Source organism: Tetzosporium hominis (assembly GCF_002265435.1).
Taxonomy (GTDB): domain Bacteria; phylum Bacillota; class Bacilli; order Bacillales_A; family Planococcaceae; genus Chryseomicrobium; species Chryseomicrobium hominis.
On record NZ_NOKQ01000187.1, the window covers coordinates 156,226 to 173,448 of the forward strand.

General features: G+C 39.8%; 20 protein-coding genes. 6 read left to right on the plus strand and 14 right to left on the minus strand.

Features of this window, described 5'->3' with window-relative positions; all coding sequences use genetic code 11:
• The first annotated feature begins 139 nt into the window (after nt 1-139).
• Nucleotides 140-382, plus strand: a complete 243-nt coding sequence (locus tag CF394_RS04620) for a DUF2626 family protein (protein WP_094942117.1) — start codon at nt 140-142, stop codon at nt 380-382.
• Between the two features lie 197 nt (nt 383-579).
• Here the strand turns inward: CF394_RS04620 and CF394_RS04625 are convergent, their stop codons facing one another.
• Entirely contained in the window at nt 580-1,215 is a 636-nt protein-coding gene (locus CF394_RS04625; RefSeq protein WP_094942056.1) for an MBL fold metallo-hydrolase, read from the minus strand.
• Nucleotides 1,216-1,359: 144 nt separating this feature from the next.
• Between CF394_RS04625 and CF394_RS04630 the strand changes: the two genes are divergently transcribed.
• Nucleotides 1,360-1,536 carry a DUF2759 domain-containing protein gene (locus CF394_RS04630; RefSeq protein ID WP_094942057.1) on the plus strand — a complete coding sequence of 59 codons (177 nt, stop codon included), beginning with the start codon at nt 1,360-1,362 and terminating at the stop codon, nt 1,534-1,536.
• 88 nt (nt 1,537-1,624) lie between these two features.
• On the opposite strand, the gene CF394_RS04635 is transcribed toward CF394_RS04630, so the two are convergent.
• The 13 genes from CF394_RS04635 to CF394_RS04695 all read right to left on the minus strand — a co-directional run bounded on the left by CF394_RS04635 (nt 1,625) and on the right by CF394_RS04695 (nt 14,467).
• Nucleotides 1,625-3,520: an LTA synthase family protein gene (locus CF394_RS04635; RefSeq protein WP_094942058.1), complete on the minus strand. Its 1,896-nt coding sequence runs from the start codon at nt 3,518-3,520 to the stop codon at nt 1,625-1,627.
• Between the two features lie 163 nt (nt 3,521-3,683).
• Nucleotides 3,684-3,875 (minus strand): YqgQ family protein, encoded by a 192-nt coding sequence (locus tag CF394_RS04640; RefSeq protein WP_094942059.1) that lies wholly within the window; start codon nt 3,873-3,875, stop codon nt 3,684-3,686.
• A gap of 6 nt (nt 3,876-3,881) precedes the next feature.
• A complete protein-coding gene (locus CF394_RS04645) occupies nt 3,882-4,445 on the minus strand; it encodes a 5-formyltetrahydrofolate cyclo-ligase (protein ID WP_094942060.1) in 564 nt (187 codons plus the stop codon).
• A gap of 115 nt (nt 4,446-4,560) precedes the next feature.
• Nucleotides 4,561-4,710, minus strand: a complete 150-nt coding sequence (gene rpmG, locus CF394_RS04650; RefSeq protein WP_053588882.1) for a 50S ribosomal protein L33 — start codon at nt 4,708-4,710, stop codon at nt 4,561-4,563.
• A 110-nt stretch (nt 4,711-4,820) separates the two neighbouring features.
• Nucleotides 4,821-5,477 (minus strand): phosphate signaling complex protein PhoU, encoded by a 657-nt coding sequence (gene phoU, locus CF394_RS04655; protein WP_094942061.1) that lies wholly within the window; start codon nt 5,475-5,477, stop codon nt 4,821-4,823.
• Between the two features lie 12 nt (nt 5,478-5,489).
• A complete protein-coding gene (pstB, locus tag CF394_RS04660; protein WP_094942062.1) occupies nt 5,490-6,284 on the minus strand; it encodes a phosphate ABC transporter ATP-binding protein PstB in 795 nt (264 codons plus the stop codon).
• A 25-nt stretch (nt 6,285-6,309) separates the two neighbouring features.
• On the minus strand, nt 6,310-7,188 hold the full coding sequence (gene pstA, locus CF394_RS04665; protein WP_094942063.1) for a phosphate ABC transporter permease PstA: 879 nt from the start codon (nt 7,186-7,188) through the stop codon (nt 6,310-6,312).
• A gap of 1 nt (nt 7,189) precedes the next feature.
• Nucleotides 7,190-8,125 carry a phosphate ABC transporter permease subunit PstC gene (gene pstC / locus CF394_RS04670; protein ID WP_439332855.1) on the minus strand — a complete coding sequence of 312 codons (936 nt, stop codon included), beginning with the start codon at nt 8,123-8,125 and terminating at the stop codon, nt 7,190-7,192.
• 79 nt (nt 8,126-8,204) lie between these two features.
• Nucleotides 8,205-9,158: a PstS family phosphate ABC transporter substrate-binding protein gene (locus tag CF394_RS04675; protein ID WP_094942065.1), complete on the minus strand. Its 954-nt coding sequence runs from the start codon at nt 9,156-9,158 to the stop codon at nt 8,205-8,207.
• A gap of 136 nt (nt 9,159-9,294) precedes the next feature.
• Entirely contained in the window at nt 9,295-11,517 is a 2,223-nt protein-coding gene (locus CF394_RS04680; protein WP_094942066.1) for a peptidoglycan D,D-transpeptidase FtsI family protein, read from the minus strand.
• Nucleotides 11,518-11,633: 116 nt separating this feature from the next.
• Complete coding sequence (locus CF394_RS04685; protein ID WP_094942067.1) at nt 11,634-12,242, minus strand: superoxide dismutase; 609 nt, start codon at nt 12,240-12,242, stop codon at nt 11,634-11,636.
• Between the two features lie 114 nt (nt 12,243-12,356).
• The gene (locus CF394_RS04690) at nt 12,357-12,836 is read right to left on the minus strand and encodes a DUF456 domain-containing protein (protein WP_094942068.1); all 480 of its coding nucleotides are present in this window, start codon (nt 12,834-12,836) and stop codon (nt 12,357-12,359) included.
• Nucleotides 12,836-14,467, minus strand: a complete 1,632-nt coding sequence (locus tag CF394_RS04695; RefSeq protein ID WP_094942118.1) for a Na/Pi cotransporter family protein — start codon at nt 14,465-14,467, stop codon at nt 12,836-12,838. The genes CF394_RS04690 and CF394_RS04695 overlap by 1 nt, the downstream gene beginning before the upstream one ends.
• 158 nt (nt 14,468-14,625) lie before the next feature.
• Between CF394_RS04695 and CF394_RS04700 the strand changes: the two genes are divergently transcribed.
• From CF394_RS04700 to CF394_RS04715, 4 genes are all read left to right on the plus strand, one after another.
• Complete coding sequence (locus tag CF394_RS04700; protein ID WP_165767456.1) at nt 14,626-15,135, plus strand: DUF1189 family protein; 510 nt, start codon at nt 14,626-14,628, stop codon at nt 15,133-15,135.
• A 43-nt stretch (nt 15,136-15,178) separates the two neighbouring features.
• Nucleotides 15,179-15,430, plus strand: coding sequence for a hypothetical protein (locus CF394_RS04705; protein ID WP_094942070.1), 252 nt, complete (start codon nt 15,179-15,181; stop codon nt 15,428-15,430).
• A 100-nt stretch (nt 15,431-15,530) separates the two neighbouring features.
• On the plus strand, nt 15,531-16,652 hold the full coding sequence (gene ispG, locus CF394_RS04710) for a flavodoxin-dependent (E)-4-hydroxy-3-methylbut-2-enyl-diphosphate synthase (protein WP_094942071.1): 1,122 nt from the start codon (nt 15,531-15,533) through the stop codon (nt 16,650-16,652).
• A 2-nt stretch (nt 16,653-16,654) separates the two neighbouring features.
• Nucleotides 16,655-17,221, plus strand: coding sequence for a hypothetical protein (locus tag CF394_RS04715; RefSeq protein ID WP_094942072.1), 567 nt, complete (start codon nt 16,655-16,657; stop codon nt 17,219-17,221).
• Nucleotides 17,222-17,223: the final 2 nt, after the last annotated feature.

The following is a 17,223-nucleotide window of genomic DNA, read 5'->3' on the forward strand; positions in this document are numbered from 1 at the left end:
TTTTAATAAGCTGCTAGAAGATGTGACAACATCTTGTCATTGTCAAAACGAGGATAGATTCTGTTTACATTCGTTTGCTACATACATTATAATAAGAGTGTGATTCGTCTGCCGTTAAAAGGAGGGACTCTTAATTATGATGGGCAATATGTATAAAGTAATGGCTTTTTGGACAGGTATTTTCTCTGTCATGTTTTATCTAGGTGATATGGTACCCGCTTCATTGATCATGTTAGCGAACACCGGTTTATTCCTTCTTCTTGGTTTCTTGAACTTATCTGAACGTATGTATATGTATATTTTCGGTGCGTACCTGATGTTCTTCTTTGCAGGATTTACGTACTATGCTTCATTTATTCATGTACCAGGAGCAGGTCACTAATCAAGAAAAACCAGATTCTCAATTTGAGGATCTGGTTTTTTGATGTTCTATTGTGTGTAGGGGAAGCGTTCCGCGGGCGCGGGCTGAGCCAAGGTCTCAGCTTCCGCTTTTAATCCCGCTGGAGTCACCCCTACGCACTTTCCATTCCGTTTCATTCAGTTCATTTATGAAACTAGTCAAATTATATTCAAACTTCTTTAATTAAATCCGTTTAAAAATGGATTGCTGTCCATTTCATCGCCGATTGTAGTCTCAGGACCATGCCCGGAATAGACAATGGTTTCTTCAGGCAAGTCCAAAAGCTTACGTGTAATCGACTGCATCAAAGTCTGCAAATTTCCACCAGCAAGATCTGTGCGTCCAATACTTCCTTGGAACAAAACGTCTCCGCTCACAATGAAACCTTTGTCTTTAAAATAGTAGCTAACGCTTCCTGGAGAGTGACCTGGTGTCTCTAAAACTTCAAACGTGAATCCTTCCAATGTGAAGGTCCCTTCTGCAAGTTCTGTAACTTGTACATCCACTTGAATGTCAGGGAGCTCTGCATACTTACCTGAGCCGTTTAACATAGGATCCTGCAGCCATCTGAATTCTGCCTTGTGCAAGTAGACCGGTAAGTTGTATCGGTCTACTAGTGCTTGCAATGCTCCAATATGATCAAAATGGGCATGTGTTAAGAAAATTGCTATAGGCTTCACTGCTGACTGCTCAAGTGCTTGAATAATTTTAGAAGAATCATCACTTGGATCTATGATAATCGCTTGTTGCCCAGAGCGAATGATGTAGCAGTTCGTTTGAATCGGACCTAATGGTAATCTGCGTATTGTTGTCATTTCTTTCACCTCTTCTGTTAGTGTAACGCAACGTTCAAACAAATGTCATGAATCCTACTCGACAAATGTTCAAGAACAACGTAAAATAAAAGAGAAATATTTGTTTACGACATTCATTTTCTGATGTCGAAAGGAGTGTCATCTATGAACTTATTAATCGTTATTTTTGGTTTGGTAACACTTTTAGCAGTAGTAGGAACTTACCAAGCGTTCAAAGAAAGAAATTTCTTAGCTGTGTTCTTCAATGTTGCAACTGCACTAGTGTTCGGATTTTTCTCAGTGGCTACGGTTATTACTCAAGGATATCCGCCAGTAAACTAATCCATTCGTATCAGAAAGAGACTTCCTTCGTGGAAGTCTTTTTTTGTACAAAAAAATCCCTTCGCTGTGATAGCCGAAGGAATTTTGTTTATTCGTTTGTAGTTCCTTCTTCAATAAGCAGCTGACCCGTTTCTCGGTTATAGAAACGAAGTAAATCGCCGTTAATCAACTGATCCGAATAGCTCAACTCCTGATTCGCAGCATCTGCATCTTCTTGACAGTTAGCCATTTCAATTTCTACACCTGTCTTAGCGTCATAACATGTGTTTTTCGTGAAAACAAAATCCTCTGTTACGAAACCACCGTCACGGAACACCACTTTTTGTTCGCGGTCTTCTGCAAATAAATCGGTACCTAATTGAATATCTTTTGAAGTTTCAATGCCCGCCATATGAAGAATCGTAGGTCGTAAATCAATTTGTCCTGCAATATCTGTGCGTTCCCCGCCGAGTCCACTATCTGGAATGTGAATGAATAGAGGCACTTCTTGAAGTCCTTGAGACACATACGGTGTCACTTCTTCGCCAAGATATTGAGACATCGCTTTATTATGGTTTTCTGAAATACCATAATGATCCCCGTACATAATAATAATGGAATCTTCATAAAGTCCTTCTGCTTTCAGTTGATCAAATAGCACTCGAAGAGATTCATCCATGTAACGAACTGTTTGGAAATAACGGTTCAATGTACCAGAATTTGAATCGTATTCTGGAATCATCTTGTCTTCTTCATCTAAAGTGAATGGATAGTGATTCGTTAATGTGATCATCCGTGTATAGAAAGGCTGCGGAATATCTTTCATCAACTGAACAGATTGTTCAAAGAACGGAATATCTTTCAATCCCCAGTTAACAGCTTGGCCTTCTTCTACAGTATAACTTTCGATATCAAAGAACTTTTCTACATTTAAAGATTTGTACATCATGTCTCGGTTCCAAAAGCTCTTATTGTTGGCATGCATTACAGATGTATGGTAGCCATTTTCTCCTAAGCGTTCAGAAAGAGAATTATACGTATTTCCACCATGAGTAAAGAATACCGCTCCTCCACCGAGTGGATACAATGAGTTTTCTACAATAAACTCTGAATCGGATGTTTTCCCGAGACCTGTTTGATGATAGAAATTAGAGAAATACATCGTATCTTTGTCTTGAGTTAATTCATTTAAGAAAGGTGTAATAACTTCACCATTCATGTCTTCATTAATTACGAAGTTTTGTAGCGATTCCATGGAAACCACGATAATGTTTTTATCCTTGGCAATCCCTTCTAGAGGTGATTGGTTTTCCACGTGGTTAGCACGAACATAGTTGTTTACTTCAACTAGTTCACTGCCATCGGCAAATGCGCGTTGTGCTTGTGATTTAGATTGAACATAAGCGTCATAAATATGGTAGTTATATGTTCCAATATTTTTAACTAGCATTTCACGGTCAAAACTGCGTGTAAGAAGTTGCGGTCTTTCAATTTCAGCAAGACCTAAGTTCAAGAAAAAAATGGCTGACGCAAACACGTAATATGCTTTACGGTGAATCTTCTTTGCTTGCTGTTCAACAGGTTGTTTCGCAATTTTACGAGCTAAGATGAATAGCAAGATCACATCGGCAAAATAGAAGATGTCAGTGAAGTAAATGCTTGAAAAAGCCGATCCACCTAAATCTCCAAAGTTGCTTGTTTGGAATAATACAGGTAATGTGATGAAATCCGTAAAGAAGCGATAGAACACAACGTTTGCATACAAAACAATCGAAAGAATAGTAGCTCCCGTTAAAATAAAGCGTCTTTGCGTCTTTTCTTTAGAAAAGAATAAAGAGATTCCGAAGAAAAGCAAAATGAAGCTTAACGGATTGATTAATAAGATGATATGCTGCATGATGTTTTCTAGTTTCAGGTCAAAACTTATATGATAAACAACAAATGTTTTTAACCATGTCAATACTATTGCAGCAAATAGTAAAGAATGTGCGGACCATTTTTTCATGGTCTACCCCTCCTTTAAATAAGTGAACAAATTTAATAAAGTTCATAAAATCTATAGATAACATAAACATAATACCCTCTATTAGACGGAATTATGCTTGATAAGTTTCATTTTTTATAAATTCACGCCAAAAGACTTACTAAATTGTAAAGCCATCGTGAATTTAGCTCTGTTCTGAGCGACGTTTTCTAACAAGTACTTTAGCTTTTAAGTAGTCTTCAGTAGCAAGCAAGCCTGATTGATGTAACTCATCTAACTCAAATTCCATAAGATCACAATCGGATTTGATATCTTTCGTATAGACATAAGTACCAAACTTCTTTAAAAGTTGCTGTACATCATAAAAACTATTCATGCTTTGTTATTCCCCACTCTTTATAATGTTCTGTTCTGTAATCAAATACTGGACAGCTACATCGTGTTGTTCAATAGGCAGTTGTTCTTCCAGTTGAAGGCTGGCTAGTAGAGAACAAGTCACACCTGAATAATCTTCTAAATAGCGGTCATAAAAACCGCCTCCAAAACCGATACGATACCCACTGAAAGTAAATACAACACCCGGAACAATGATGCAGTCTATTTCTGATTTAGCCACAGATTCACAACTTGATACTTTAGGTTCTAGAATCCCTTTATAACCTGGCTCAATATCAGACCAAGAGTTTATTTTATAAAATTGCATTTGCTTTGTTGACCCATCACTTTTTGGAACACAAACGGTCTTTTCTTGTTGCCAAAAATGTTTTATAAGTAGTGAAGTGTCGACTTCAGGAAATCGGGAAAGTGTCACGGCAATCGTCTTGAATGGATGGCTATCTAGAAATTTCACAGCGTTCGTAACTATCTGCTTACTTAGTTCTCGGTGCTCCTGCTCTCCTAAATCGTTCATCTGGTTCAAAACCGCATTTCTCAATTCACGTTTCATCTCACTCGCTCCTCTCACGAAGAACACCCATCTGAGAATTCAGATGAGTGGCCCGGGTTCAACTGTTTTTAAGAAAAAAACCAAAATCCGAGCGGGGATTTTGGTTGATCAGTTATTATTTCGTTTCACGGTGAAGAGTCATTTTCTTTTCACGAGAGCAATATTTTTTAAGCTCCAAACGCTCTGGATTGTTACGTTTGTTCTTTTTAGAAATATAGTTACGCTCTCCACAATCTGTGCATGCAAGAGTAATATTAACGCGCATTGTAGTCCCTCCCACTATATAAGGATGTTTAAAATCATTTTGAGCTGATTTATACGACTTTCCTATTATATCATACTGACTAAAAAAATCTAGTCATTTCTCAAAAAGATTTAGTTCAAGTCTACATGTTTTCCATTACGCAAGTATAATAATTGCTCTGCCATATTTGTTGCATGGTCTGCTGAACGCTCTAAATAGCGACAGATAAATGCTAACTGAGTAATTTGTGGTAGTTGTTCAGGTTGCTCAACTCCCGATCCAAGTAAATCACGTATCAACTGACCGTACATCGTATCGATTTCATCATCGAGTTTCGCAATATGTTGCGCTTGTTCTACATCTTCCGCCACAAATGCATCCAAAGTTAAACGTAAAATGGATACGACTTTGTCTTTCATTTGCTGAATCATCGGCAACTGCTTTAAATGCTGCTGTGAGCCGATGCGTTCTGTCTCTTTTGCAATATTTACTGCGTAATCTCCAACGCGCTCCATATCTCCAGCAATCTTCACTAGAACCATTAAACGACGCAAATCTGTAGCAACTGGCTGTTGGCGAGCGATTGTCAGTATTACTGCATCGTTAATTTCTTCTTCAAGCTTATTGATTTCCACATCTTTTTCTTTGATTTCGTTAGCTAATGTAACATCGTGATCTGCTAAAGCATCAACTGAATCACTTAATCGCTGAATCGACAACTGACTCATATGAATCAACTTATCGTGTAAACTTTTTAATTCCTTATCGAACAATTCTCTCATTACCACTACAAATCCCCCTTAACCGAATCTTCCTGAAATATAATCTTCTGTACGCTGGTCAGATGGATTCGAGAAGATGACATTTGTCTCGTCATACTCGACTACCTCTCCATTCAAGAAGAATGCCGTCTTGTCTGAAATACGTCCAGCCTGTTGCATGTTATGCGTTACGATGATGATCGAGTAATCTTTCTTTAACTCCTGAACCAGCTCTTCCACTTTTAATGTACTGATTGGATCAAGCGCAGATGTAGGCTCATCCATTAAAATGACATCTGGCTCGATAGCAAGAGCACGTGCGATACAAATACGTTGTTGCTGACCACCCGAGAGGCTATAAGCATTTGTAGTAAGACGGTCTTTGACTTCATCCCAAATAGCTGCTCCACGTAAACTCTTCTCAACGATTTCATCTAAGATTTTTTTGTTTTTTATACCGTGGATTCGTGGTCCGTAAGCAATATTGTCGTAAATGGATTTTGGGAACGGGTTTGGTTTTTGGAACACCATCCCAACTTTCGTACGCAATTCTTCAACAGAGTAGTCTTTCTCAAAGATGTTTCTTCCACGATAAGCAATTTCACCTGAAGTTTTTACGCCCGGTGTCAACTCCACCATGCGGTTCAATGTTTTAATATACGTAGATTTCCCACAGCCTGAAGGACCAATGATAGCTGTCACTTCATTTTCGTAAATTGGAAGATCAATATTTTTTAATGCATGGTTTGATCCGTACCACAGATTTAACCCTTTTGTATCGTAAACAATAGATGATGATTTTGGTTGAACGTTTGTTTCTGCTTGTTGTAGCATGTAAGTCTCCCCTTTTCCAAGGCGCTTAGTAGCGCTTCTGGAATTTATTTCGAATAAGTACCGCGACTGAGTTCATTAATAACAGAACGGCCATTAAAACAATGATTCCTGCTGAGGCAACATTTTGGAAATCTGCTTGCGGACGTTTCGCCCAATCGTAGATCTGCATCGGAAGTGCCGTAAATGTATCCATAACACCCGCAGGTAAGAATTGAATGATAACAGGAACTCCAATTACTACTAGCGGCGCCGTTTCTCCAATAGCACGAGACAAAGCCAAAATAGAACCTGTTAAAATCCCTGGAATCGCACTCGGCAATACCACTCGTAAAATGGTCTGCCATTTAGTCGCTCCCATTCCGTATGACGCTTGTCTTACTTCACTTGGCACTGCACGAATCGCTTCTTGTGAAGCCACGATGATGACCGGAAGAATAAGCAGACTCATCGTGAATCCTGCAGCTAAGATACTGTTCCCAAGAGCAAGCGCACGTACGAATATTGTTAGACCTAAAAGTCCGAAAACAACAGAAGGAACCCCAGCAAGGTTGGAGATGTTCACTCGGATGAAGTCATTTACACGGTTTTTCTTTGCGTATTCTTCAAGGTAGATGGCACTACCGACACCCAAAATCATAGATACGGGTGCAACCACTGCCATTAACCAAAGAGATCCTATTAGAGCTGCTTTAATTCCTGCTTTTTCTGGAAAACGGGAAGCAAAGTTTGTAAAGAAATCAGTTGTTAAATAGCCTAATCCTTGAGAAAGAATTCGATAAAACAAGACTGCCAATGTTAATAAAGCAATCAGTGTAGCTACGAAGAAGATTCCTTTAAAGATTGAATTAATAATTTTGCGTGAGTTCATTTTCTTCATGACACTTTGTTCTTCTATATAGCGCATATTAATACTCCTCTCTGAATCGTTTTGAAATACGCTGAGCGAGGAGGTTCATCAATAGCGTAAACAAGAATAAAGTGAACCCAACAGCATAAATAGAGTAATAAATTGGAGTACCGTAACCTGCATCACCAGTTGATACTTGAACGATGTAAGCTGTCATCGTTTGGATACTATCTGTAAAGTTTGCATCAAATCGTGGTGTCGATCCTGCTGCTAGAGACACAATCATGGTTTCCCCGATTGCACGTGACATGGCAAGTACAATGGATGCCAAGATTCCAGAAAGAGCTGCTGGTAACACGATTTTGATTGCGACTTCAAGCTTAGTAGAGCCCATACCTAGTGCACCTTCACGAATAGAGTTAGGTACAGCACTCATTGCGTCTTCAGATAAAGAAGCAATCATTGGAATAATCATTATTCCTACAACGATACCGGGGCTGATTGCATTGAAAATCTTTAGCTCCGGAATGAATTGCTGTAGTACTGGTGTTACAAACGTCAAAGCAAAAAATCCATAAACAATCGTTGGTACGCCAGCAAGCACTTCTAAAATAGGCTTGATAATCCGGCGAGCTGTATCACTTGCGTATTCACTTAGATAGATTGCTGAAGCTAGTCCAAGCGGTACAGCCACGACAACCGCTATGACCGTAACTTTTAAAGTTCCTACAATTAATGGCAGAATTCCAAAGCGAGCTTCTGTATTAGAGAACGGTAACCATTCAGTTCCAAATAAGAAAGAGAGGAATGGAACTTGAGTGAAGAATGTCACAGTTTCAAAAATCAAAGTAACAACAATTCCAATAGTAGTTAATACAGAAATGGCTGCAATCATAAATAAGATAATTGGTATAGCCTTTTCAATAGCTTTTTTACGGCCTTTCGAACTTTTTTGAGCTATTAGTTCTTGAACAGATGGACGAGCTTGTGCCATCATGATCCCCCTTTTCCTTACCGGACGGAAGAAAAGAGTAGCCTCTGCTACTCCTCATCTCCACGTATTGAAAGTAAAATTATTTTAAACCTTCTAATGCTTCCATACCTTTATCGTACTCTTCTTGAGGAGCTTTTACATATCCTACAGCCTCTGCCATAGCACCCGCATTTTCAATAACATACTTCATGAAGTCATACACTGCTGGATTCTCTGCAACCGCAGAGTTTTTTACATATGTGTATAGTGGACGAGATAGTGGTGAATATTCACCTGATTCAATTGTTTCATTGTTTGGTTCTACACCTTCAATGCTAACTGCTTTAATTGTATCTTGGTTAGCTAGGTAGTAAGCGTATCCGAAGAATCCAATTGCGTTCTTATCTCCTTGAACACCTTGTACAAGAACGTTGTCATCTTCAGAAAGTGTAGCAGCTGATACCATATCAGCATCCTCTAAAATGACCTCATTGAAGTAATCATATGTTCCCGAGTCTGTACCAGGAGAGTAAAAGACCACTTCTTCATCTGGCCATTCTGGATTGATATCAGACCATTTTTTAGTTGTGCCATCTTCAACCCATAATTTCTTTAAATCTTCAACTGTCAAATCTGTAGCCCAATCGTTTTCACTGTTCACGACTACTGTTAAACCGTCATATGCTAATAAAAATTCTGTATAATCAATTCCTGCTTCTTCAAGTTGAGCTGCTTCTTCCTCTTTAATTGGACGAGATGCATTCGAGAAATCTGTTGTACCAGCGATGAATTTTTCAAAACCGCCACCTGTTCCCGATACACCAACGTTTACTTGTACTTCACTTTGTGCAGAGTACTCTTCAACTAATGCTTCCAAGATAGGTGCTACTGTTGACGAACCGTCTCCAGAAACAGATCCTTCTACAACTTCCTCACTACCAGTATCTGTTGAATCTCCGTTAGCTTCTGTCTCTGATGCATCGTCTCCACACGCTCCTAAAATTAGTGCAGATCCTAGCATTGCTGTTCCCATAAAGTACTTCCAGTTTTTCATCAGGTAAATCCCCCTACAGAGTTTGTTTTTTCTTACATGCTTAACTATACAAGTACTTTGTTGAGCCTTTATGAAAGCAATGTAAAGAATGTGTAAACACAAAAAATCCAACCATCGCTGGTTGGATTTATGTTTGTTATTCTGTTTCTTCCTCTTCATCAATAGAATCCTCTGAAATCGAAGGAATGATTTTTGGATGTAACGACTCTTCCTTTTGCTCTGAATTTCGTTTTTCCATGATTTCGAAATAGGCATCGACTAGCTCGCGAGTAAGCGGTGTCGAAGAATTGGTCTTATAGACACTTTCTAGTGACGCCCAAGGTATCATAGTAGAATATGCGATTTGGGGGTTGTCATATGGTGCAAATCCTACATGAGAAAGTGTAACTGTGTCATAAAGTTTTTTTTCAACAGGATCATAGGCAGATGTCTCTGCTGTACCTGTTTTCCCAGCACCGTCATATTTAAAATCAGCAAACGCTCCACGAGCCGTTCCTTGATCCCCTTGATATACTCGGCGCATCCCTTTACGAACTTGTTCTATCTCTGCCTGAGTGTTTTCTACTATATTTAAAACTTTTGGCTGAATCTCCGCCTCCAATGCCCCCATTTCTTCCCCATTCTCAGAGGCTTTCCGAATCTCTTTAACGACGTGAGGCTGGATGCGTTTGCCACCGTTTGCAATCGTTGCAATGTATTGTGTTAACTGTAAAGGTGTATACGTATCATATTGTCCTATACTTAAATCGAGAAGGTTAAATGCTTCATCATTTTCGGGATTACTGAATCCAGCTACCTCCCCTGGTAAGTCTATTCCTGTCGGAACTCCTAAGCCAAGTTGTGCATACCCGTTCCGTAGTTTATCAAAAGCATTAAAATTAAAGTCAACGGACTCCTTCGGTCGGTAGGTCTCTCCTGCGAGTGTAAACGCAATTTTATACATATATACGTTGGAAGAGCGCTCAAGAGCAGTCAAATCATTTACAGGGATTCTGCCCGATCGATTGAATACGGAACTTTTAGCATCATCATTGGCAATATAGATTGGTTCATCTATCTTTGTTTCTCCAATACTCAATGCGTTTTCACGGTATCCAGTAAGAACCGTCCCACCTTTAATAGTAGAACCAGCTTCATAAGCTGTTGTAAATGTTCCAAACGCGTAATCGTCCACTATATACCCACCTGTTTCAGGATCACGGGCGAACTCGCTCGTTTCTGGGTCACGACGCAAGATTTTACCTACCATTGCGATGACCTCTCCTGTGTTTGGATCCATCATTGTGAAGAACATGCGGTCCAAATGACGCGTTCCAGCATTCCGCTTCGCTTCAAGTAGTCTAGCTGTTACGATTTCTTCTAACCGTGCCTGCACTTCCGTATCAATAGATAACACTAAGTCTTTTCCAGGATCCCCTTCATAGACCGGTTGTGTATCGATGACTCGGCCTTTTCCGTCTGTGATATTTTTCACCACGGATTTTTGACCTTGAAGCACTTCTTCATAATATTGCTCTACATAACTTCGGCCTACCCGGTCGTTACGAGAGTAGTCACGAGCTAAGTAGTGGTTCAAGTCGGATTTTGGAATTCCTTCTTTAGGTAATGTAGTTGTACCGAGTATGGCTAGATTCGAATTTCGGACACGGCGCCAGTCCGTCGTTGTATTGACACCTTGTAATTCATTTAGACGTTCAGAAACTCGTGCAAATTCTTCCGCGGATACATTTTCTCCTTTAATGATTTGAGGAGACAAGGCGTAGCCAGAGACCATCTCACGGTAGATCGCTATTTTCTCAAGTTCGTCTTTAGAAAAAGCGTTTAACTCTTGTTCCGGAATACTGTCTCGAATCAGACGGTTCATCTCTCGAGATTTCTCTACATTATCGAGTTCTTCGCTATCTTCAATGGCGTCTTGTTCTGCTTTATCGACATATTTATACATATCGTCTTTATTTTTACGTAGCCAGTAATCTTGAAGGTCGCTTTTTGTGATGGAGTCCGTATCTTTTTCAATCAAAGCAGCTAGCTTCTCCGCGATTCCCCACATTTCGTCACCAGTGGTCGTCTGCATTTTTGTATAAGTGATAGCACGTTCTGCTTGATTGTCTACTAGAATGCGACCTTGGCTGTCGAAAATTCGGCCTCGTGGAACACTCGTATTCACCGGTACTTCTTCTGTACGGGCAAGTATTCGTGTATAGTCTTCTCCTTTAACGATCTGTAAATAGCCTAAGCGAAAAATTAAAGCTGTAAATAGCAAGAAGATCGTTAGGAAAAGCACATTCATTCGAAAAATCAAATGTGCGCGTTGTTTGGATTTAGATGTTCGTGTTGTTTGGGATTTTATTTTTTTCATTGCGTGCACCTCGCTTACAAGTATAACACGTCTTTTCACAACAAAATGTTGCAACACCTAGACAATTTCATAAAAAAAACTCTCCTAAACCGAAGTCTAAGGAGAGGCTGTGATTCTTATTTAGCTGCTTCGTAGCGTTTTGAAACTTCGTCCCAGTTTACAACATTCCAGAATGATGTAATGTAGTCTGGACGACGGTTTTGATAGTTTAAGTAATAAGCATGCTCCCAAACATCTAAGCCTAGAATTGGCGTTTTACCTTCCATTAGTGGAGAGTCTTGGTTTGGTGTAGAAGATACTTCTACTTCACCGTTAGCGACTGATAACCAAGCCCAGCCCGAACCAAAGCGAGTTGTAGCTGCTTTAGCAAATTCTTCTTTAAATGCGTCAAAGCTTCCGAACTTGCTGTCGATTGCTTCTGCTAATGCACCCGTTGGTTGGCCGCCACCGTTTGGTGATAGGATTTCCCAGAATAGAGAGTGGTTCGCGTGTCCGCCACCATTGTTGCGTACAGCAGTACGAATGTCTTCTGGAACTGCATCAAGGTTTGAAATCAATTCTTCAACTGATTTAGAAGAAAGATCCGAATGCCCTTCAAGAGCGTTGTTCACATTTGTGATGTACGTGTTGTGATGTTTCGTGTGGTGAATGTTCATAGTCTCTTTGTCGATATGAGGCTCTAACGCGTCATATTCGTACGGTAATTTCGGTAATTCAAAAGCCATTGTCAATTCCTCCTAAGGTACTAGTAGTATATCCACTATTTACATTAGCAAAGAAGACAATGGCAATCAAATAAAAACTATTCAATTTTTCATTTTTCAGGCTTTTGACTGAAATTAGATGAACCAGACAAAGATAACGAGCATTACCGTGAACAAGATGGCTTTCACTACTGTAGAGGTTACGAGACCTACAAAAGAGCCTACTCCAGCTCGAACCGCATCTTTGATATTTTTCTTAGAAATCAGTAGCTCTGCTAAAAATGCACCTAAGAAAGGTCCAACTAGAATTCCGATCCCAGGGAGAACGATTGGCCCGATGATAAGACCAACCGTACTTCCATAAAGACCAGGTTTAGTTCCACCAAATTTTTTCACACTCGCTAGATTCGAAAGTGTATCAGCACCAAAAATCAGCACAACGAATAAAATTTGAATGACCCAAAACCAGATGTTCAATTCTTCAAATGAGAAGAATACACCGTAAAGAATATAGCCTAGTAAAAGAAATACAACAGATGGAATAATCGGATACACAAGCCCAACATAGGCAATGACAAAGCTCGCAATGATGAAAATCCAGCCGACGATTTCCATTATACGCGTTTCCCTAAGATAGCTTCTGCAATATTAACAGAGTGATCTCCGATACGCTCTAAGTTGCTTAGAATATCAACGAACATAACACCCGCTTGGCCAGTACATTGTCCCTCGTTTAGACGAGCAATATGGTTTTTACGGAATTTACGTTCCATTTTGTCGATCGTGTTTTCTTGTTCTGCCACTTCACGTGCAAGCTCCGCAGAGTTTTCATCTAGTGCAGTCATAGCTTTAGCAACCGTGTTAATAGTTAACTCAAACATTTCCGATACATCTTGAATTGCATCTTCAGTCAAGATTAGCTTATGCGATTCTTGGTACTGAATCAATTCGATAATATTTTCAAAATGGTCTCCGATACGCTCGATGTCACGTACTGTATTCATTAACATATTGTGACGAGTCGAATCTTGTGGAGACAACGATTGTGATGAAATCTTCACAAGGTAGTCTGTAATTTTGCTGTCTAGATTATTTAAAGCTTCTTCAATTTGAAGAGTCAGTTCTGCATCACGCTTAGAACGCTCTTTCAAATATTTATAAGTTAATTCGAGACCTTGAACACTCATGTTCCCCATACGAAGAATTTCTTCTTTCGCTTGCCCGATGGCAATAGAAGGCGATTGTTCAATGAAGTTTTCATCTAAATGTTTTGGTTTGTATTCAATAGACAGTTCTTCACCAGGAATTACTTTTGTAACCACATAAGCCCATAAGCCGATTAATGGGAACTGAATAATCGTATTTGCAACGTTGAATGTTCCGTGCGCAAAGGCAATCTGCATTTTAGTTTCTAAGTCTAAAATTCCTGCAATCCAAATCACATAGGATTCGAATAGTGGCAAGATCAGCAAGAAGATAGCTGTTCCGACTAGGTTGAATAATACGTGTACTGCTGCTGCACGGCGTGCAACGATTGAAGCGCCTAATGAAGCAAGGACAGCTGTAATTGTTGTACCGATGTTATCACCAAACAAAATTGGTAAAGCAGCGTCTAAAGATACAAGGTTTTCAGCATAAAGTTGTTGTAGGATCCCAATAGTTGCACTTGAACTTTGAACAAGTACTGTGAATAGTGTACCTGCGATAACACCTAGTACTGGGTTCGTACTCATTTCAACTGTTAAATCTGTAAATGCTTGTACCTCGCGGAGTGGTTTCATCCCGTCTCCCATTAATTCAAGTCCGAGGAACAGTCCACCGAAACCGAAAATTACTTCTCCGATGTTGTGAATCCGAGCATTTTTAAAGAAGAAGATAGCAAATGCCCCGAGAGCCATAATTGGTAACGCGTATGCACCGACATCAAAACCGATGATAAATGCAGTTACAGTAGTACCAATATTGGCACCCATAATAACTCCGATAGCTTGACGCAAGTTCATAAATCCTGCACTCACAAGTCCAACTACTAAGACGGTTGTTCCTGAAGACGATTGAATCAGGATAGTTACAATGATACCAACTAAGACTCCCATGAACGGATTTGTTGTAAAACGATCTAATATGTCTCGAAGTTTATCACCAGCTGATTTTTGAAGGCCATCACCCATGTATTTAATCGAGAATAAGAAAATACCTAATCCACCAAAAAACGTGAACAGCATTTCTTGCCAGTTTAATTCCACGTAAAGGTCAACTCCCATACTATTTTTTGACACGCCACCTATTATGCTTAAAGTATAAACCTATTGTAAAGAGAAATCACATGAAATTTACAAACTCTTAATATTTGGAGTTTGAAATTTCGACATGATACAATATGAACCGAAAGGAAGCGTGTTTAATGTCGTTAGTTACGTTGTTTAAATCCAGTTTACTATCTGCTAAAAAACTTGCAGCATTTCGTCTGGTTCCTATGGGAAAGACAATGCAATATATCTTCTTATTTATACTGTTGTTCTCCCTACTCGCTTTTTCACAATTCGTACTTGGAATCGGAGAAACAACAAAACAGTTTGACGGTTTAGTAGACTATTTTAATGAAATTAGTTGGCTGCTCTATCCCTTTGCTTTTGTTCTATTATTTGTTGTCCAGACCTTATTGATTTTTGCACGCATTAGTATTTTATCCGGAATCGCTTTACTCGTTGCTCCTTTACTAAAACGCCGTGCCGAATACCGTTTTCTTTGGAGAACTACTTTATTTGCCAATACATGGTCTTTTCTATTATTACTTGCTGCCTACCCCTTTCTTCCTGAAAACCTTTATGTACAGTGGTTCAGTTATGCATTAACATTAGGATTCGTGTTCGCAGCTTTGAAGTACTATCCGAAACTCGCAAAAAAAGCATAGACCCTCCCCTCCCGCATAGATTGTAATCGGGGAGGGATTTTTTATGCGCTACATACTGGCTTCACTAACCATTTGCTTACTCTGTTATGCCGTCCAAGTCGATCTTTCAAAAACTCCGGAAACGACTTTGTGTGATCCACTTTCCGAGTACTCGCTTGAGATTGCTTCCCCAGCGGGATCCTTAGAAGAAGTGTACGCAACTAGCAACGCACCTATCAGTTTTTTAGAGTGGACACATCTCCTAAACCAACTGAATCCAAACGAACGCAACTTTTCGAATCGCTCATTCGTTTAACCGTATTGGAAACCCTGCACGAATTAAGCTTCCTTCTTGTCTTTCTCTCTAGTACATTGGTAGAATGAAGTGAAGCGCAACAACAAAAGGAGCGAATACAATGCCAGAAATGATCCATCGTTCAAACACACGACCAGTTCGTGTTGGAGATATCACCATTGGTGGAAGTAACGAATTATTTATTCAGAGTATGACAACAACAAAAACTCACGATGTGGAAGCAACTGTAGCCGAAATTCTTCGTTTAGAAGAAGCAGGATGCCAAGTTGTCCGTGTAGCTTGCCCAGATGAGCGTGCTGCATACGCAATCGGAGCAATTAAAGAACGCATCAACATTCCACTTGTTGTTGATATTCATTTTGATTATAAACTAGCGTTAATCGCCATCGAGCAAGGAGCCGACAAGATCCGTATCAATCCAGGAAATATCGGTCGTCGTGAAAAAGTAGAAGCTGTAGTAAATGCAGCAAAAGCGAAAGGCATTCCAATTCGTATTGGAGTTAATGCCGGTTCTCTTGAACGCAAAATCCTTGAGAAATACGGCTACCCTACTGCTGAAGGTATGGTAGAAAGTGCTTTGCACCACATTAAAATTCTAGAAGACCTAGATTTCCACGATATTATCGTATCTATGAAGGCTTCTGACGTAAGTCTTGCGATTGAAGCGTATCGCTTGGCATCACAAGCATTTGATTATCCATTGCACTTAGGTATTACAGAATCAGGAACATTGTTTGCTGGTTCTATCAAGAGTGCTGCCGGTCTTGGTACCCTTCTAAGTATGGGAATTGGAAACACATTACGTGTATCTCTTTCTGCTGACCCAGTCGAAGAAGTAAAAGTAGCACGAGAACTATTGAAAGTATTCGGTCTTTCTTCAAATGCGGCGACTTTGATCTCGTGTCCGACATGTGGTCGTATTGAAATCGACTTGATTTCTATTGCGAACGAAGTGGAAGAATACATTTCTACTATCAAAGCACCAATCAAAGTAGCTGTACTAGGTTGTGCGGTGAATGGACCAGGTGAAGCGCGTGAAGCGGATATTGGTATCGCTGGAGCACGTGGAGAAGGCCTTCTTTTCCGTAAAGGAAAAACTGTTCGTAAAGTACCAGAGGAAACTATGGTAGACGAGCTGAAGATTGAGATTGATAAGATTGCAGCTGAGTATTTTGCTCAACAAGAGCTTGAAAAGCAAAACGCCGATCGTCAGGAAGTGTAATCATGGCTCGATTCGGAATTGATATTGATGGTACAGTGACGTGTCCTACTTCCCTGCTTCCTCATATTAACGAAGCGTTTCAAACGAATCTTGTGCTCGATGACATTAAAGAATACGATTTGACAGCTGCGTTTCCAGTGGACCGCCAAAAGTTCTATACATGGTTTAAGGAAGCGGAACCTGCAATTTATGCATCTTCCCCCATTCAACAACATGCGAAACGAGTGCTTGATGAGTGGAAGAAGCATTACGAACTGTATTTCATCTCTGCGCGGGGAGACAATGTCTCTGATATCACGATGAACTGGTTTAAAGAGCAAGAGTTGCATTATGATCACATCGAGCTCATCGGTTCACATAATAAAGTGGCAACAGCTAAAATCCATCAAGTAGATGCGTTTTTTGAAGACAAGCATGATAATGCAGTCGAAATTGCAGAAGAGTTGGATATTCCGGTACTACTTTTCGATACACCTTATAACCGACTAGCTGTTCCGAAGCAGGTCATTCGTGTGTATGATTGGCAAGAAGCGGACGCTATCATCCGCCATCACTTCCCTATCAAATAAAT

What these genes read in the sequence shown, in the direction of transcription:
- CF394_RS04685 (WP_094942067.1), bottom strand. Translation starts at nt 12,242, where the DNA reads ATGGCTTTTGAATTACCGAAATTACCGTACGAATATGACGCGTTAGAG.
- rpmG (WP_053588882.1), bottom strand. Translation starts at nt 4,710, where the DNA reads ATGCGCGTTAATATTACTCTTGCATGCACAGATTGTGGAGAGCGTAAC.
- CF394_RS04630 (WP_094942057.1), top strand. Translation starts at nt 1,360, where the DNA reads ATGAACTTATTAATCGTTATTTTTGGTTTGGTAACACTTTTAGCAGTA.
- CF394_RS04690 (WP_094942068.1), bottom strand. Translation starts at nt 12,836, where the DNA reads ATGGAAATCGTCGGCTGGATTTTCATCATTGCGAGCTTTGTCATTGCC.
- CF394_RS04675 (WP_094942065.1), bottom strand. Translation starts at nt 9,158, where the DNA reads ATGAAAAACTGGAAGTACTTTATGGGAACAGCAATGCTAGGATCTGCA.
- CF394_RS04620 (WP_094942117.1), top strand. Translation starts at nt 140, where the DNA reads ATGGGCAATATGTATAAAGTAATGGCTTTTTGGACAGGTATTTTCTCT.
- CF394_RS04640 (WP_094942059.1), bottom strand. Translation starts at nt 3,875, where the DNA reads ATGAATAGTTTTTATGATGTACAGCAACTTTTAAAGAAGTTTGGTACT.
- ispG (WP_094942071.1), top strand. Translation starts at nt 15,531, where the DNA reads ATGCCAGAAATGATCCATCGTTCAAACACACGACCAGTTCGTGTTGGA.
- CF394_RS04705 (WP_094942070.1), top strand. Translation starts at nt 15,179, where the DNA reads ATGCGCTACATACTGGCTTCACTAACCATTTGCTTACTCTGTTATGCC.
- CF394_RS04680 (WP_094942066.1), bottom strand. Translation starts at nt 11,517, where the DNA reads ATGAAAAAAATAAAATCCCAAACAACACGAACATCTAAATCCAAACAA.
- pstA (WP_094942063.1), bottom strand. Translation starts at nt 7,188, where the DNA reads ATGCGCTATATAGAAGAACAAAGTGTCATGAAGAAAATGAACTCACGC.
- CF394_RS04715 (WP_094942072.1), top strand. Translation starts at nt 16,655, where the DNA reads ATGGCTCGATTCGGAATTGATATTGATGGTACAGTGACGTGTCCTACT.
- pstB (WP_094942062.1), bottom strand. Translation starts at nt 6,284, where the DNA reads ATGCTACAACAAGCAGAAACAAACGTTCAACCAAAATCATCATCTATT.
- CF394_RS04625 (WP_094942056.1), bottom strand. Translation starts at nt 1,215, where the DNA reads ATGACAACAATACGCAGATTACCATTAGGTCCGATTCAAACGAACTGC.
- CF394_RS04635 (WP_094942058.1), bottom strand. Translation starts at nt 3,520, where the DNA reads ATGAAAAAATGGTCCGCACATTCTTTACTATTTGCTGCAATAGTATTG.
- CF394_RS04645 (WP_094942060.1), bottom strand. Translation starts at nt 4,445, where the DNA reads ATGAAACGTGAATTGAGAAATGCGGTTTTGAACCAGATGAACGATTTA.
- pstC (WP_439332855.1), bottom strand. Translation starts at nt 8,125, where the DNA reads ATGGCACAAGCTCGTCCATCTGTTCAAGAACTAATAGCTCAAAAAAGT.
- CF394_RS04700 (WP_165767456.1), top strand. Translation starts at nt 14,626, where the DNA reads ATGTCGTTAGTTACGTTGTTTAAATCCAGTTTACTATCTGCTAAAAAA.